Here is a 14,927-nt window from a genome sequence, read left to right on the forward strand (position 1 = left end):
GCCGATGTCGCAATTCACCGTCGCCGGGCTCACCAAGACCTACGGATCCAACGTCGTGGTCGATCAACTCCACCTCGCGATCGAGGAGGGAGAGTTCCTGGTCCTGCTCGGTCCGAGCGGGTGCGGAAAGACGACGACGCTGCGCTGCCTGGCAGGATTGGAAACTCCGCAGGGCGGATCGATCACATTCAAAGATCACGTCGTCTTCGACGGACGGGCCCGGACGAATGTGCCCCCGCACAAGCGCAATATCGGGATGGTGTTCCAGTCGTACGCGCTGTGGCCGCACATGACGGTCCGGAACAACATCCGTTATCCGCTGAAGGTGCGGGGGCGCAAACAGGCGATCGCCGAGGGCGCGGTCGAGGCCGCCGCCGAGATGGTGGACTGCGGCGCACTGCTCGATCGCTATCCCTCCCAGCTCAGTGGCGGGCAGCAGCAGCGGGTGGCCGTCGCGCGCGGCCTCGTCGCGCAACCGGATCTGGTGCTGTTCGACGAACCCTTGAGCAACCTCGACGCCAGGCTGCGCGACCAGGTACGCACCCAGATCCACCAGTTGCACCAGAAATTGGGCTTCACCGCGGTATTCGTGACCCACGATCAGGCCGAGGCGTTCGCGCTCGGCGATCGGCTCGCGATCATGAAGTCCGGCAGGATCGAACAATACGACACACCCGAGCGGGTCTTCGAGAATCCGGTATCGGAGTACGTCGCGGCCTTCATCGGCATGGCCAACCGTCTCGAGCTGCACCGTGAGCACGACGGCTGGCGCACGTCGGCGGGAGACGCCATCGACCTGACCCATGCGCTGGTCCGGGGCGCGGCCGACCGGGGCTCGGCGGCGATTGCGCGACTACGTCCCGACGACGTGCTGTTACATGCCTCGGCTCAGGATGTGCCGCTGGGCAACGTCGTCCTGAGCGCGGAACTCGTCACCTACGAATACGGTGGCCGCTACTTCGAGGTGACGGTGGCGACCGGCAGCGAGCAACTCCTGCTGCGAGCGGACGCCGCGACACACGGTCCAGCGCTGCGCAACAGCCGCCCCGGTGCTCCGGTGGTGGTCAGTTTCTCGCCCGCGAGCCTCCGGATCTTCGCTCCGGCAGGCGATCTCGACCCAGCGGTACCCGTGGCGGTACCCGTGAGCGCGCAAGGACACGCCTGATGACCTCGTTGAGCATCACCGCCGCCGGACCGATCGCGATTCCGGCGCAGTGGCGGTCCCGGATCGGATACCTGGCCCTGCTCGCGGTTCTCGCCGATCTGGTCGTCGTGCCGATGATCCGGTTGCAGGCGCTGGCATTCCAGGACGGCGCGCACGGCTACCGGAGTCAGTACGGCCGATACGACATCGGCGAAACGATCCGGACCACGATCTTGCTGGCCGTCGGATCGCTGGTGATCGCGATGGTCCTCGGGACCCTGCTCGCCTTCGCCGCGAGCCGGCTGCCGGCCCGCCTGTCGTTTCTGCGCATCGTCCCGATCCTGCCGATCGTGATGCCCGCGGTCGCCAATATCGTCGGCTGGACGTTCCTGCTGTCCCCCGGGCCGGGTTATCTCAATGTGCTGCTACGCCACCTGCCCTGGTGGAGTGGCTCGGACACCGGACCGGTCGACGTGTACACGGTGCCCTGGATCGTCGTCCTCACCGGTTTCGGTCTGACCTCGTTCGTCTATCTGTTCGTCAGTGCCGGAATGCAGAGCATCAATTCCGAACATCTCGAGGCGGCTCAGGTCAACGGGTCCTCGACCGTCGGCGTGTTCTTCCGGGTCGTGCTTCCCCTACTGCGCCCGTCGCTGGTCTACGGCGGCGGCATCGCCCTGCTGCTGGGCCTGGGCCAGTTCACCGGTCCGCTGCTGCTCGGGCAGAACAAGGGCGTGAAGGTGCTGACCACCGAAATGTACAGCCGGGTATCGGAGTCACCGTCGGATTTCGCCGCGGCCGCGGCCGCGGGTTCGCCCCTGGTGCTCTTCGGGCTTGCGGTGGTACTGATCCAGAAAGGATTGCTGGGCAACCAGACTCGATTCGTCACCCACGGCGGCAAGGCATTCTCGGCGCCGCCGGGACGCTCGGCCTGGGCCTCGGTCACCATGGTGATCTACGCCCTGCTGGCCTTGGTCATCCCCCTGCTCGGGCTGGTCGTCGTCTCGTTGACGCCGTACTGGTCGGGCTCGCTGTCCCCGCACATCCTGACCCTCGCGAACTTCCGGAGTCTCGCCTCGAACCAGGCGATCGTGAACTCGGTGGTCACCAGCGTCGTCACTTCGCTGGTCGCCGTGGCGATATGCATTCCCATCGGCTACGCGGTGGCCACATTGCTGGTGCGCGGCAGGCGATTCCGGATCCTCGCACTGATCGCCGACCTCATCGCCGTGCTGCCGATGGGTATTCCAGCGGTCATCTTCGGTGTGGGATTCCTGCTGACCTATACCGAGCCGCCACTGATCCTGTACGGAACCCGCGCCGTCATCATCCTGGTCTACATCGTCCTGATGCTGCCCTACGCGATCCGGATGCAGATGACCGCGCTGCTCTCGCTGGGCAACACCTACAGTGAGGCGTCGGCGACCAGCGGAGCCTCACCGATGGTCACGAACATCCGGGTGATGCTCCCGCTGATGCGCCCGACCATACTCAGTGCCGTCGCGCTGATGTTCATCCTGCTCACGCACGAGTTCGCCGCCTCACTGCTGGTGCGCGCATCGACCACCCAGGTGATGGGCACCCTGCTGTTCGATCTGTGGGAGAACGGCTCCTATCCACTCGTCGCCGCGATGGCACTGCTGATGACCACGGTCACCACCGTGGGAGTGGCGGCGGCGATGCTCGTGGGCGGCCGGAACGTGTTGAGCAATCTGTGATTCGAACTGGGCGGCGAAGGCCGGAAGTGGAGAGATGGATATGACGACCGGTAGTGCGAGATTGCACGACAAAGTGGTCCTGCTGACGGGATCTTCCGGCGGCATCGGCGTGGAGATCGCGCGGCGGCTCGCCGGCGAGGGCGCCGTGCTCGTGCTGACGGATCTGGATGCCGAGGCATGCGCGCGGGTGGCGGCGGACATCCCGAATCCCGAACGACACCATGTGCTCGAGCTGGATATCAGCGACGAGCAGCAGTGGCGCAACGCGGTCGAGGTGGTCGCCGAGCGCTTCTCGGGCCTGGATGCGCTCGTCGCCAACGGCGCCATCGGCAGCCTGGCCACGGTGGTGGACGAAGACCTCGAGCGGTACAACAAGGTGATCGCGATCAGCCAGACCGGCACCTGGCTGGGTATGAAGCACGCCGGTGCGCTCATCGAGCGCACCGGCGGGGGGTCGATCGTCAACCTCTGCTCGATCCTGGGCACCGTCGGCGGACTGGGCAACAGTCTGGCGTATGCGGCAGCCAAGGGCGCGGTCCGGACGATGACCAAGAATGCGGCCCTGTACTGGGCGACCAAGGGTGTCCGAGTCAATTCGATCCACCCGGCATTCATCGAGACGCGCCAGTTGCTGGACCGATACGAGGGAAGTGACCGGCACCGGGCGATGCTCGAGCACACCCCGATGGGTCGGCTCGGCCGTGCCGAGGAGGTCGCCGCGGCGGTTGCATTCCTGGCCGGCGACGATTCGACCTTCATCACCGGCACCGAACTCTACGTCGACGGTGGGTGGACCTGCGCCTGAGCGAGGTGGGAAACGGCGGTGTGGACGTCTTCAGCGAGCGATGCCGAAGACGTCCACACCGTCGTTGTCCTTCGCGGTCAACACATTTCGAGCGACCAGCACATCGAGATGCGCGAGCGTCTCACAGGTGGCGAACATCCGGTCGAAGGTGCCCAGGGTGTCGAACTGGCGGTCGTGCCGCGTCCAGGTCAGTGCCCGCGCCACGATCGCTCCCGTGCACGGCGCGAGTTCGCGGACGACGGAAACTATCTGGGCGAACCGATGTTCGTGGTGAGCGAGCAGTGCGCGCGCTCGCCGGCCAACGCTCCCGCCGGGCAGGCCGTGCGCGGGCAGCATGACCGGTGCGTCGTCGTCGCTCAGTAGCGTCAGCGAGCGCAGGAAGTTGTCCAACGGCAGTTCCCATGGGCCGAGTTCGAACCCGATCGAAGGGGTGATCGTCGGCAGCACGTGGTCCCCGGTGAAGATCAGCCCTCGATCGAGGTCCCGAAAGACCATGTGGCCCTTGGTATGACCGGGAGTTGCCTGGGCGTGCAGACGGTACCCCGACAGCTCGACGGCGTCCGGCCGCAACCAGTGGTCGGGTGGCTCCCAGTCCTGTGGATCGAAGGGCTCGGCCAGGCTGCCGGTCCGGGCGCAGGTGGCGAGATCGCTTGCGCCCGCGCGGCGCAACTCGTGCAGGGCATTCTCGGGCTCGTTGGTGCCGAGACGGTGAATGGCCTCGAGGCCGGGAGATTCCTCGGCGCCCAGATGGACTCGGCACCCGTGCCTGCGACGCAGCTCGACGGCGAAGGTGTAATGATCGCGGTGCACGTGCGTGACGAACACATCGTGGATCTCATCGGGGGAACGGCCGATTCGAGCGAGCCCGGCGGCGAGTTCACGGTAGGTGTCCGGCCGATGCCAGCCCCCGTCGATCAATGCGAGGCCGGCATCGGTTTCCAGCACGTACACGTTGGTCGCACGCAATCCGTCCTGTGGCATTTGCAGCGGAATGCGATGGATGCCTTCGGCTATCGGGTAACACCCGGGTTCCGCCCAGTGTGTACTCACGCGGCGGTCTCGGTAAGCGGCACCATCGTCCGCTCGTCGCCGAACCAGATCATGCGCCGCCCCCGCATGGCGCCGACGTGCCGCACCGCGGCCTGCCATTCCGCACTCGCCAGCGCGGCGTCGAGCGCCTCGCGGGATTCGAAGCTCAGGATCGAGAGCCCATCCCAGCCTGCCGACTTATCGTCCATCGACTCGAGCAGTTCGGTGTGCTGCCAGCGCAGCAGTCCGGGAATGGGGTAGGTGACCTCGGCGTGTTCGCCGCGCCACCACTCGATGAACTGCTCGTGAGACCAATCACTGGGGCGGGATGCCAGAACGATGAGATTGTACACAATTCTCCTAATTGAATTCTGTTTGGTTTCTGCGGGCATGCCGAACCCGTGTCCGGAGGTGCCTCGGATTTACTTGACCAGAAGCCGGACGGCCGAGGTGCTGATCGTCTCCGTGATCTCGGCCAGGCTGAGATCGCCCTGGGGCCGGTACCAGCGCCAGATGCTGACGATCATGCCGAGGATCAACTGCCCGAGCAGACGCGGGTCACCGTCGACGAAGACGCCGGTGTCCATACCGCGCGACACCAGCCCGGCCCAGTTCTGTTCGATCTCCTGTACCAGTTCCCGGGAGCGCAGCCGTTCGGCCTCCTCCTTCTCGGACTGGCGCGGTGCGGTGAGCAGATCCATGTGGCTCTGCAGGATCCGCCGTCGCAGGGCGTCGGTCGGTGTCCCCGCCAGGGCTCCGGCGACCGCTGCGCGCAGAGCCTGCTCGGGGTCGTCCTGATTCTCGGTGGCGGCGACGAAGCGGTCGACGGAATCGGCCAGTTCGAGGCGCATGATCGTCAGCAGGCAATGCGCCTTGGACTCGAAGTAGTGATACAGCGCGGTCTGGCCGATACCGACCTCGCCCGCGACCGATGCCCACTTGGTCTGCTCGTAGCCGACCTGCCCAAATTTCTCGATGGCCGTGCTGAGGATATGGCTGCGCTTCGAACGGGCGCTCTCGCGGCGAGCTTCGGTATCAGCGACCATCGGTGATGTACCCCCATGCGTCTCGGATATATAGCTCGGTCGACATTACCCCACCTGAGCTGAACTCGAGTCAGTCGAGGTGGTCAAGCGGGCCGCCAGGCGAACCGCCTCCGACCGGTCCAGTTTGCCGACCCGGTTCTGTGGCAGATCCGACACGGTGAACAGATATTCCGGCCACTTGAACTTGGGCACGTCCGCGGCCGCGAGCTGCGTGGTGACGCTGTCCAGCGTCAGCGGGAGACCATCGGTGACGACCAGCGCGGCCGCCCGCTCACCGAGCAGATCGTCCGGCACCGCGACCACGCACACCTGGACGACCGCGGGCAGGCCCGCGATCGCCGCCTCCATCTCGTTGATGTCGATGTTGCGGCCACCACGGATGATGATCTGCTTCTGTCGGCCCAGAACGCGGATCGAGCCGTCGTCGGCGACCTCGACCAGATCGCCGGTGGGCAGAAATCCGTCGGGGGTGAGTTCCGGCGGCACCGGAACACCGTCCCTGGCGTAGCCCACGAACAACGACGGTCCCTTCACCTGGGCGTCGCCGACCTCACCCGGGCCCAGGATGTTCCCCGCGCCGTCGACGGCTCGGACCACGGTGCCCTCGAACGGGCGTCCGTCGCGGCCGAGGCGGATCGCGGGCGGGTCGTCGATCCGCGGCGTGGTGTGGCCGAGGCATTCGGACATGCCGAATACCCGCAGGAAGGTGGTGCCGAGGCGGCTCTCCGCAGCGGCCATGGCGGCCTCGTTCATCGGACCGCCGCCCACGGTCATAGCCCGCAGCGCCAACGCGCCCGGGGAATTGTCGACCAGCGACAGCTGCAGGGCCATGGTCGGGACCAACATCGTCCAGGCGACGCGATGGGCCGCCATCGCGCGCAACGCGGGAGCCGGAGACCATTTGTCGATCGTCACCATGCTCCCGCCCAGGTAAGCGGGCAGATACATGCCGAAGCAGAACGCGGCCACCGACGACAGTGGAACGAACGCTCCGACGGCGTCACCGGGCTGCATGCCCACGACATCGATCGTGCGGGCGCAGGCGTAGCGGATAGCCTCCTCGGACTGCACAACGCATTTGGGTCGGCCCGTGGATCCCGAGGTCATCGCGATGGCCGTCCCGCCGCGCCAGCGTTCCACCGGTCCGAACGGCCCCGGCCGGGCACATACCACTCGACCGGCGAAGGTGGTCTCCCGGATGGCGAAGCGGGCAGGCACGTCCCACCGATCCAGCGGCTCGGGCTCGGCGAACACCAGATCCGGCGCGATATCGGCAACGGCGAGGCGGAACTCGGAGTCGGCCGCGTGCGGGCTCAGCACCGCGACGACCCCGCCCCGCATCCCGACAGCGAGCGCGGCGGCCACGGTGTGCCAGGTGTTGTCCGCCTGCACGAGTACCGTCGGGGCGCCTGGATCGATCGCCTCGATGCGGGCGGCCAGGGTCGATGCCGCTGCGACGATCTCACCGAGGCTATGTTCGCCGAGCTCGTCGACGACCGCGATCCGATCCGGGCTGTGCTGTGCCCGCTCGAGCATTTCTTTCGCAAGTGTCTTCATCGCCTGTTCCTCGTAGGTCTATCCGATCCTTCACCGCACACGGATGGACATCAGCCCGCCAGCGGTGGCGGGACCAGCACGGCACGTCCGGTGATGTCTCCATCGCGCAGACGCTGATAGATCTCGACCCCGTCTGTGAGCGGGTAGGCCGTGGCCGCCACGTGCAGCGCCCCGCGTCGCACCATGTCGACCACCGCGACGAGGTCTGTGCGCGGGCCCCAGAACGGTGCCGTGATCTCCCATCCGGCCGCGAGGCCGACATCCTTGCCGACCTCGACTCGAGCACCCGCGCTGCCCACCACCGTCAGGCGGCCACCCGGGGCGAGGATTCGGGTAGCGGGCCCCGTCGTCTGCGGCGCGCCGACGAAGTCGATGACCAGATCCGCGCCGTCGGCTACGGCGGTCCGCGCGGAATCCACGTCGGCGAATGCCGCGTCGGCGCCCAGCCACAGGGCCATCGCCCGTGCGTCGGAGCGGTCGTCGACTGCGACGATTCGCCCGGCACCGAGGTCGCGCAGGATCTGGACGCCGAGATGGCCGAGGCCGCCGATGCCGATCACCACACAGATCGCGTGCTCGTCTATCAGAGCGGCGTGTTCCTGCACTGCATGGTAAGCCGTCAGTCCGGCATCGGTCAGCGGCGCGGACCGGACCGGGTCCAGGCCGTGGGTGCGCACGAGATGCCGGGCCGACGGGACCAGCATCGCCTGGGCCAGGCCGCCGTGATATCCGAGGCCGTTGCCTATCGGTGGCGGCGCGCCGAGGGTGCGCGGACGCAGCCGCAGGCAGTAGTTCTCCCGGCCCCGCGCGCAGTTTCGGCAGTGCCCGCAACTCCAGATGCCGTGCACCACAACGGTTTCACCGATCCATCCGGGGGCGACGTCCGGTCCGGTCGCGACCACGGTTCCGGCAACTTCGTGCCCGAGGGTCAGCGGCAACGGGCAGTCGAAACTCGCCACCGCCGCGTCCATCACGTGCAGATCGGATCGGCACAGTCCTGCGGCGGTGACCTGGAGCAGAAGTTCCTCGCCGACGGGCTGCGGTACCGGTACTTCCCGCGGTTCCGGCGGCCGCCCCCATTCGGTCAGCTGTATGGCCAACATCAGCGTGCCGTCCATCCGCCGTCGACAACCACCGTCTGGCCGGTCACGTACGACGACGCATCCGAGGCGAGGAAGAGCACCGCGCCGTCGACCTCCCCGGCCGCACCGCCCCGACCGAGCATGGTGTTGCGCCGAACCCAGCCGGCGGACTTGTCGTTGCTGAACAGCCCGTCGGTCATCTCGGTATCGAACCATCCGGGCACGACGGCGTTGACGCGAATCCCCCGGCGTCCCCACTGACCCGCGAGTTCGCGGGTCAGTCCCAGAACTCCCGCCTTGGATGCGGCATAGCTCGCCCCGCCGACCGGCGCCGTCGAGGCCAGTCCGATGATCGAGGAGATATTGATGATCGACGCGCCTCGTCCCTCGGGCAGCCGTTCGGCCGCGTACACGGCGAGATGGAATCCGGCAAGCAGATTCACCTCGAGCAGGGCCGCGAAACCCTCGGCCGATTCCTGCTCCGCCTGCGACGGTCCGGGCATGCCCGCGTTGTTGACCAGCACGTCCAGGCGGCCGGTCTGTTCGTAGCAGCGATCCACCAGTGCCCGGCGATCGTCGTCGAGCGTGACATCGCAACCGATCGGCACGATGCGCGGATCGCTGTCGGCCAGGGCGGCCAAGCGGTCGGTGCGGCGAGCCGCGGCGAACACCGTGGCCCCGGCATCGGCGAGCGTCTTGGCGAAGCCGAGCCCGAGGCCCGACGAGGAGCCGGTGACCACGGCGGTCCGGCCGGGCAAGCCGAACAGGCGGGTGAGGGTATCGACGTCGGCGGTAGTCCGGGTGTCGGTCATTGCAGGATCCATCTCAGTACACCGCGGTCCGGCCACCGTCGACCGGAATGATCGCGCCGGTGGTGTAGCTGGCCGCATCACTGGCGAGATGGGTGACGAGTCCGGCGATTTCCTCCGGCCTGCCCAGCCGTCCCGCCGGCAGCCGATCGACGATCTTAGCGATGAACTCGTCGTCCCAGTGCTCGGCCATATCCGTCGCGAACCCGCCCGGCAGGACACAGTTCACCCGGACCGTCGGCGCGTACGCCTGAGCGAAGGCCAGGGTCAGGGCGTTGAGCCCGCTCTTGGCGGCCGCGTACATCGTTTCCGACGGGCTCGGCCGCAGGGCGCCGATGCTGGAGATGTTGATGATCGATCCGCCGTCGGCATCGGCCATCCGCGCGCCGGCCGCGGCCATCAGCCGGAACGGCCCCTTCAGATTGACCTCGATGGTTTTGTCCCACAACGATTCCGTCACGGAAGCGAGATCGTCGGCCACCGGTGCGATGCCCGCATTGTTCACGACGATGTCCAGCCGCCCGAACTCCGCGATGACCCGATCGAGGGCCGGCTCGATGGCGTCCCACTTGCCGACGTGCAGTTCCAGCGGATGGGCGCTGCCGACCGGGGATTCGCCCAGTCTCGCCACCGCCTCCTGGCAGGCCGCCAGTTTCCGGCTCGACACGATCACCGTGGCGCCCGCGTCGCGCAGTCCCCGGGCAATGGCCAGTCCGAGCCCTCGGCTGGCGCCGGTGACCAGGGCGACCTTGCCGGTCAGATCGGATGTGTTCATCGGTATTTCTCCACTTCGAGACGGGCGATCGTGCGCAGATGCACCTCGTTGGGGCCGTCGGCGATCTGCAGTGCCCGGGTGATGGCGTGCATCCGGGCAAGGACGGTGTCGTTGCTCACCCCGGCGGCGCCGAAGGTCTGCACGGCGCGATCGACGACGGTGTGTGCCACCTCCATCGCCGCGACCTTGATCGCCGCGACTTGCGAGCGCACTGCGGCATTACCCTGAGTGTCCATCAGCCAGGACGACTGCAGCACCAGCAACCGGATCTGATCGATCTCGATGCGGCTGCGCGCGATCCACTCGCGGACCACGCCCCGATCGGCGAGCGGGCCACCGAACGCGGTGCGTTCCAGTGCTCGGCGGCACATCAGCTCCATGGCTCGTTCGGCCATGCCGATGGCGCGCATCGCGTAATGCATGCGGCCCGGCCCGAGCCGGCCCTGGGCGATGGCGAAACCATCGCCCTGCGCGCCCAGCATGTTCGCCGCGGGCACCCGGACATCGGTGAATTGGACCTCACCGTGGCCGAGACGATCGTGGAAGCCGAACATCGGCAGATCGCGCAGCACCTCGATGCCGGGAGCGTCGGCGGGCACCAGGATCATGCTCTGCTGGCGGTAGGTCTTCGCCTCCGGATCGGACTTGCCCATGAAGATGATCAACTTGCAGTCCGGATCGAGAACTCCGGAGATGTACCACTTGCGCCCGTTCAGAACGAACTCGTCACCGTCGCGGCGAATCGTCGAGGTGATGTTGGTGGCGTCCGAGCTGGCCACCGCGGGCTCGGTCATCGCGAAGGCGGAGCGAATCCCGCAGTCCAGCAATGGGTTCAGCCACTGTTGCTTCTGCTGCTCGGTGCCGTACATGGCCAGGATCTCCATGTTGCCGGTGTCCGGCGCCGAACAATTGATCGCCTCGTTGCCGATCACCGAGCGCCCCACCACCTCGGCCAGCGGCGCGTATTCGAGGTTGGTGAGGCCCGCGCCCAGGCCGTCGTGCGTCATGAACAGGTTCCACAGACCCCTGCGCCTGGCCTCGGCTTGCAGATCGCGCATGATCTGCGGCTGCTCGTGCGGGTTGGCATTGGCGGCGATCTGCGCCTCGTATACCGGCTCGGCCGGATACACGTGGCTGTTCATGAAGTCTTCGAGTTCGACGAGCAGATCCCGGGTGCGGGCGGAGTAGGAAAAGTCCACAGTGCGGCTCCTGAGCGGGAGGGCGAGGGTCAACCGGCTAGTAGCGCGGTTCCGGTCTCGATGAGGCGAGTGATGGTCGCGGGCAGTTTTTCCTGGTCCGGATCGTGGTGCCGGCCCTCACGATGCCTGCGGAGGTTGTGGCCCATGATCGCGGCCATCTTGAGCCGCCCGAGCGCGTCGAACCAGGTTTGCTCGGCGAGCGCGGGTCCGCCGGCGCAGTAGATGTCCAGCAGTTCCGCCGCGCTGGGCAGACCGGGCAACTCCCGGCCGACACCGGGGAAATTGCTGCCGTCCGCGAAGACGTGGAACCAGCCGAGTTCCACGCGCGGATCGCCCATGCTCCAGATCTCCCAGTCGATCAGGGCGACCGGTTCCGGGCCGGCGGAGATGATGTTGCCCAGGCGATAGTCGCCGTGCACAAGCGTCGGCGTCATCGGTTCGGGGATCCTGTGCTCGAGCAGTGCGAGCAGCCGGTCGCCGCCGGCGACCAGTTCGGGTGGCACGGCGCCGAGGGTGCGCGCCCAGCGGGCGAGCTCCTGGGCCGGCGTCAGCGCGGGCACGGAAATGTCGGCCGGATCGACCGCGTGCAGCGCTGGCAGTAGCTGCGCGGCGCGGCGCATCCGGGCCGCGGCCAGGTCCGCGGCGACCGCGGGATCGTCGAGTACCGGCTCCAGCGACTCACCGACGACGAGTTCCATGGCGAACCAAGCGGGTTCGTCGCTGTCCACTACCGCGATGCGCGGCACCGGCACGGGAGTCTGCGCCAACACCTGCATGATGTGTGCCTGACGCAACATGTCGTGGCGGCCGATCGGTTTGCTGCCCTCCGGCACCGCCTTGACGACATACGATTCGCCGCTGGTTTCCGCCCGGAAGGTCAGACCGGAATGGCCGCCGGGCAGCCGTTCGAAGGATGTCAGGCTCACGCCGAGATCGGCGCGCAGTCGCGCTGCGACCCGCTGTTCCAGTGTCGGGCTCATAGGCGCGGCTCCTTGGGCAGGCCGAGCACGCGCTCGGCGATGATGTTGTGCTGGATCTCGTCGGTGCCGCCCGCGATCCGGTATCCGGGCGCGCCGAGCACATGTTCGGTCCACGCGAAGGTGCCCCACGCGCCGGAATCGGCGGCCAGGTCGCGGCCGAGCAGCAGCCGCACGACCTCCGAGGTCCGGGCCATCGTGTCGGTGGCCAGCAGCTTCCCGATCGATGCCTCGGGTCCCGGATCGCGCCCGGCCACCACGGCCGCGGCCACCCGCATGGCGGCGACGCGCTGCACGTAACCGCGAGTCACCAGATCGGCCACTCGGTCGCGTTCTATTTCGCTGAGGGCACGATCCAGATTCCCGGCCAGCGCGATCGCGCGATCGGCATTGGCCAGACCCAGATTGGCCCCGTCCAGGCGCTCGGCCGCCAGCACCGTCAGCGCAACCTGCCAGCCCTTGCCGACCGGCCCGAGCCGATGGCCGTCGCCGAGGCGAACGTTGTCGAGATAGACCTCGTTGAATGAACTTCCCCCGGTCATCTGCCGGATCGGGCGCACGGTGACGCCGGGAGCGTCCATCGGAACCAGGAACACGGTCAGGCCCGCATGTTTGGCGACGGCCGGATCGGTCCGGCACACCGCGACGCCGAGGTCGGCGATCCGGGCGCCGGAGGTCCACACCTTGTGCCCGTTGAGAATCCAGGCATCGTCGTCGGTCCGGACCGCCCTGGTCCGTACCGCGGCCAGATCCGACCCTGCCTCGGTCTCGGAGAAGAGCTGGCAGGCGATGACATCGGTGCGCAGCATGGCGCGGACATACCGCTCCCGCTGCTCCTGGGTGCCCCACTGGTCGATCGCCGGTGCCACCAATTGCTGTGTCACCGAGAACATTTCGGTGCGCTTCGGCAGTTCGAAGGCTTCCTCGGCGCGCCGGAACGCGAGTACGTGCGACAGCGGGAGCTCACGGCCGCCGTAGCCGCGCGGCCAGTTCAGCGCACCCCAGCCCGCGTCGAATTTGGCGCGTTCGTAGGCGCACACGCGTTCGGTCTCGGCACGCTCCTGCGCTTCGGTCCAGTTTTCGAAGACCGCGACCGAGTCGGACCCACTCCCCCACGGACTCTCGGTGCGGGGTGCGGCCACACTGGCCAGCCAGGATGTGGCTTGTTCAATGAACTGGCCCAACTCGGGAATTACTGGTTCGGACACTGTTTTCCCTCGATCGATGTGCTCGGCTCACACCGAGAGCACGGTGCAGGCGCTGATCCCGGGCGCCCCGTAGACGTGTGTGAACCCCACCCTCGGCGTCCCCGGAACCTGTCGGGCTCCCGCCGCGCCGCGCAGCTGGGTGACTATCTCGTGGACCTGACGCAGCCCCGACGCGCCGATCGGCTCACCGTTGGCGATGCAGCCGCCATCGGTATTGACCGGCAGGCGCCCACCGATCTCGGTATCGCCCGCGGCCAGCATCGCCTCCTGCTCGCCGTGTTCGCAGAAGCCGCATTCGGCCATGTGCATGATCTCCGCACCGCTCTCGGTGTCCTGCAGCTGTGCGACGTCGACGTCGGCGGGACCGAGGCCGGCCTCCTCGAACGCCGCGGCTGCCGCGTCGGAGCTCACGCTGGTCGGTTCGCCGCTGCCCTGGATCGCCGGGCTGAACACCTCGAAGGAGCCGAAGCGGCGGGTGCGGTGACTGATCGCGCGCAGGCGGATGCCGTGGGCGCCGAGGCGCCGGGTCACGGGCTCGCTCGCCACGATCACCGCGGCGCCACCAGTACCGGGTGAGCAGAACATGAACCTGGTCAGCGGGTCGTTCACCATGGGGGCCGCCGCGATCTCTGCCGCGGACATCGCCTCCGTCCGCCAGGCGTTGGGGTTGAGACTGCCGTTGCGGTAAGCCTTCTCGGCGACCCTGGCCAGCGTCATGGTGGAGATGCCGTGCAGTCGCATGTACCGGTTGATCTTCGCGCCGAAGAACTGTGTAGTGACCATCAGCCCGGCCTCGCCGTAGCCGTGCGGCAGACCCCATTCCTCCGGCGTCGGGTCGAACGCACCGCGCGGATGCTTGTCGAAACCCACGGCCAGCGCGATCTCGGCGATTCCGGAGCGGACGGCATTGACCGCGCCGAGCAGTGCGCTGCCGCCGGTCGCGCAGCCGTTCTTGACGTTGGTGAACGGTATTCCGGTGAAGCCCAATTCGGCGACGAGGGTATCGGCCAGCCCGGAGCTGTCGCTCCCGCCGCAGGCCAGCTGGATGTCCGGCCACGTCAATCCGGCGTCGTCGAGTGCGGCGTTGATCGCGACGACCGCGAGCTGCCGGCCGGTGACCTCGGGCTGCCTGCCGAACCTGGACAGCCCGGTGCCGATGATCGAGACCGACTGTGTCACTGCGCTTTACCTTCCTGAATGAACGTGAGAGTCGCGAACCGGGGCACCGGCGCGACGGCGACCAGCCGCACCCGTGCCCCGGCCAGTTCGGCGAAGTCGGTGCAGTCCAGGACCGCCTCGATCCTGATGCCTTCCGGAAGTTCGACATATCCGACCGCGAACGGCGAAAAGCCCTCGCCCGGAACGACATAGGGCGGTGACTTGGGCGCGAACCGCTGCACGGTGTACGCCCAGACCACGCCGTGGTCGCTCAGCGGAATCGTGGTCGAGGTCGGAGTGGCGCACCGCCCGCACATCGTGCCGGCCGGGAATGCCACGGTGCCGCACGTCGTGCACCTGCTGCCCTCGAGTGCGAGGACCTCCGGAACGCCCATGTCTTTTCCTTCTTACGTCGACGGA

Annotated in this window: 15 protein-coding genes; 3 read left to right on the top strand and 12 right to left on the bottom strand. The window is 67.5% G+C overall.

Annotation, left to right across the window (positions count from 1 at the left end):
• The first annotated feature begins 4 nt into the window (after positions 1-4).
• Genes ABH933_RS21185 through ABH933_RS21195 form a run of 3 tightly spaced genes read left to right on the top strand, consistent with a single transcriptional unit; the run spans position 5 to position 3,667 of the window.
• Positions 5-1,165, top strand: a complete 1,161-nt coding sequence (locus ABH933_RS21185; protein ID WP_429425767.1) for an ABC transporter ATP-binding protein — start codon at positions 5-7, stop codon at positions 1,163-1,165.
• Positions 1,165-2,862, top strand: a complete 1,698-nt coding sequence (locus tag ABH933_RS21190) for an ABC transporter permease (RefSeq protein WP_429425765.1) — start codon at positions 1,165-1,167, stop codon at positions 2,860-2,862. Before ABH933_RS21185 ends, ABH933_RS21190 begins: the two co-directional genes overlap by 1 nt.
• A 40-nt stretch (positions 2,863-2,902) precedes the next feature.
• Positions 2,903-3,667, top strand: coding sequence for an SDR family NAD(P)-dependent oxidoreductase (locus ABH933_RS21195; protein ID WP_429425763.1), 765 nt, complete (start codon positions 2,903-2,905; stop codon positions 3,665-3,667).
• A gap of 30 nt (positions 3,668-3,697) precedes the next feature.
• Here ABH933_RS21195 and ABH933_RS21200 read toward each other — a convergent pair whose 3' ends face one another.
• From ABH933_RS21200 to ABH933_RS21255, 12 genes are all read right to left on the bottom strand, one after another.
• The gene (locus ABH933_RS21200; RefSeq protein ID WP_429425761.1) at positions 3,698-4,648 is read right to left on the bottom strand and encodes an MBL fold metallo-hydrolase; all 951 of its coding nucleotides are present in this window, start codon (positions 4,646-4,648) and stop codon (positions 3,698-3,700) included.
• Positions 4,649-4,713: 65 nt separating this feature from the next.
• On the bottom strand, positions 4,714-5,049 hold the full coding sequence (locus tag ABH933_RS21205; RefSeq protein WP_429425759.1) for an EthD family reductase: 336 nt from the start codon (positions 5,047-5,049) through the stop codon (positions 4,714-4,716).
• A 69-nt stretch (positions 5,050-5,118) separates the two neighbouring features.
• Positions 5,119-5,742 carry a TetR/AcrR family transcriptional regulator gene (locus ABH933_RS21210; protein ID WP_429425757.1) on the bottom strand — a complete coding sequence of 208 codons (624 nt, stop codon included), beginning with the start codon at positions 5,740-5,742 and terminating at the stop codon, positions 5,119-5,121.
• Positions 5,743-5,787: 45 nt separating this feature from the next.
• Entirely contained in the window at positions 5,788-7,299 is a 1,512-nt protein-coding gene (locus tag ABH933_RS21215; protein ID WP_429425755.1) for a class I adenylate-forming enzyme family protein, read from the bottom strand.
• 50 nt (positions 7,300-7,349) lie between these two features.
• Entirely contained in the window at positions 7,350-8,402 is a 1,053-nt protein-coding gene (locus ABH933_RS21220; RefSeq protein WP_429425753.1) for an alcohol dehydrogenase catalytic domain-containing protein, read from the bottom strand.
• Positions 8,402-9,193: an SDR family NAD(P)-dependent oxidoreductase gene (locus tag ABH933_RS21225; RefSeq protein WP_429425751.1), complete on the bottom strand. Its 792-nt coding sequence runs from the start codon at positions 9,191-9,193 to the stop codon at positions 8,402-8,404. Before ABH933_RS21225 ends, ABH933_RS21220 begins: the two co-directional genes overlap by 1 nt.
• 13 nt (positions 9,194-9,206) lie before the next feature.
• Positions 9,207-9,965 carry an SDR family NAD(P)-dependent oxidoreductase gene (locus ABH933_RS21230; protein WP_429425749.1) on the bottom strand — a complete coding sequence of 253 codons (759 nt, stop codon included), beginning with the start codon at positions 9,963-9,965 and terminating at the stop codon, positions 9,207-9,209.
• Positions 9,962-11,164 (bottom strand): acyl-CoA dehydrogenase family protein, encoded by a 1,203-nt coding sequence (locus ABH933_RS21235; protein WP_429425747.1) that lies wholly within the window; start codon positions 11,162-11,164, stop codon positions 9,962-9,964. The genes ABH933_RS21230 and ABH933_RS21235 overlap by 4 nt, the downstream gene beginning before the upstream one ends.
• Before the next feature lie 29 nt (positions 11,165-11,193).
• On the bottom strand, positions 11,194-12,144 hold the full coding sequence (locus ABH933_RS21240) for a phosphotransferase family protein (protein WP_429425745.1): 951 nt from the start codon (positions 12,142-12,144) through the stop codon (positions 11,194-11,196).
• Positions 12,141-13,334 (bottom strand): acyl-CoA dehydrogenase family protein, encoded by a 1,194-nt coding sequence (locus ABH933_RS21245; RefSeq protein ID WP_429426027.1) that lies wholly within the window; start codon positions 13,332-13,334, stop codon positions 12,141-12,143. The genes ABH933_RS21240 and ABH933_RS21245 overlap by 4 nt, the downstream gene beginning before the upstream one ends.
• A 42-nt stretch (positions 13,335-13,376) precedes the next feature.
• Positions 13,377-14,528, bottom strand: coding sequence for a thiolase family protein (locus ABH933_RS21250; RefSeq protein WP_429425743.1), 1,152 nt, complete (start codon positions 14,526-14,528; stop codon positions 13,377-13,379).
• On the bottom strand, positions 14,525-14,902 hold the full coding sequence (locus ABH933_RS21255) for a Zn-ribbon domain-containing OB-fold protein (RefSeq protein WP_429425741.1): 378 nt from the start codon (positions 14,900-14,902) through the stop codon (positions 14,525-14,527). Before ABH933_RS21255 ends, ABH933_RS21250 begins: the two co-directional genes overlap by 4 nt.
• Between the last annotated feature and the right edge of the window lie 25 nt (positions 14,903-14,927).

Source organism: Nocardia sp. GP40 (assembly GCF_050434125.1).
Classification (GTDB): domain Bacteria; phylum Actinomycetota; class Actinomycetes; order Mycobacteriales; family Mycobacteriaceae; genus Nocardia; species Nocardia albiluteola.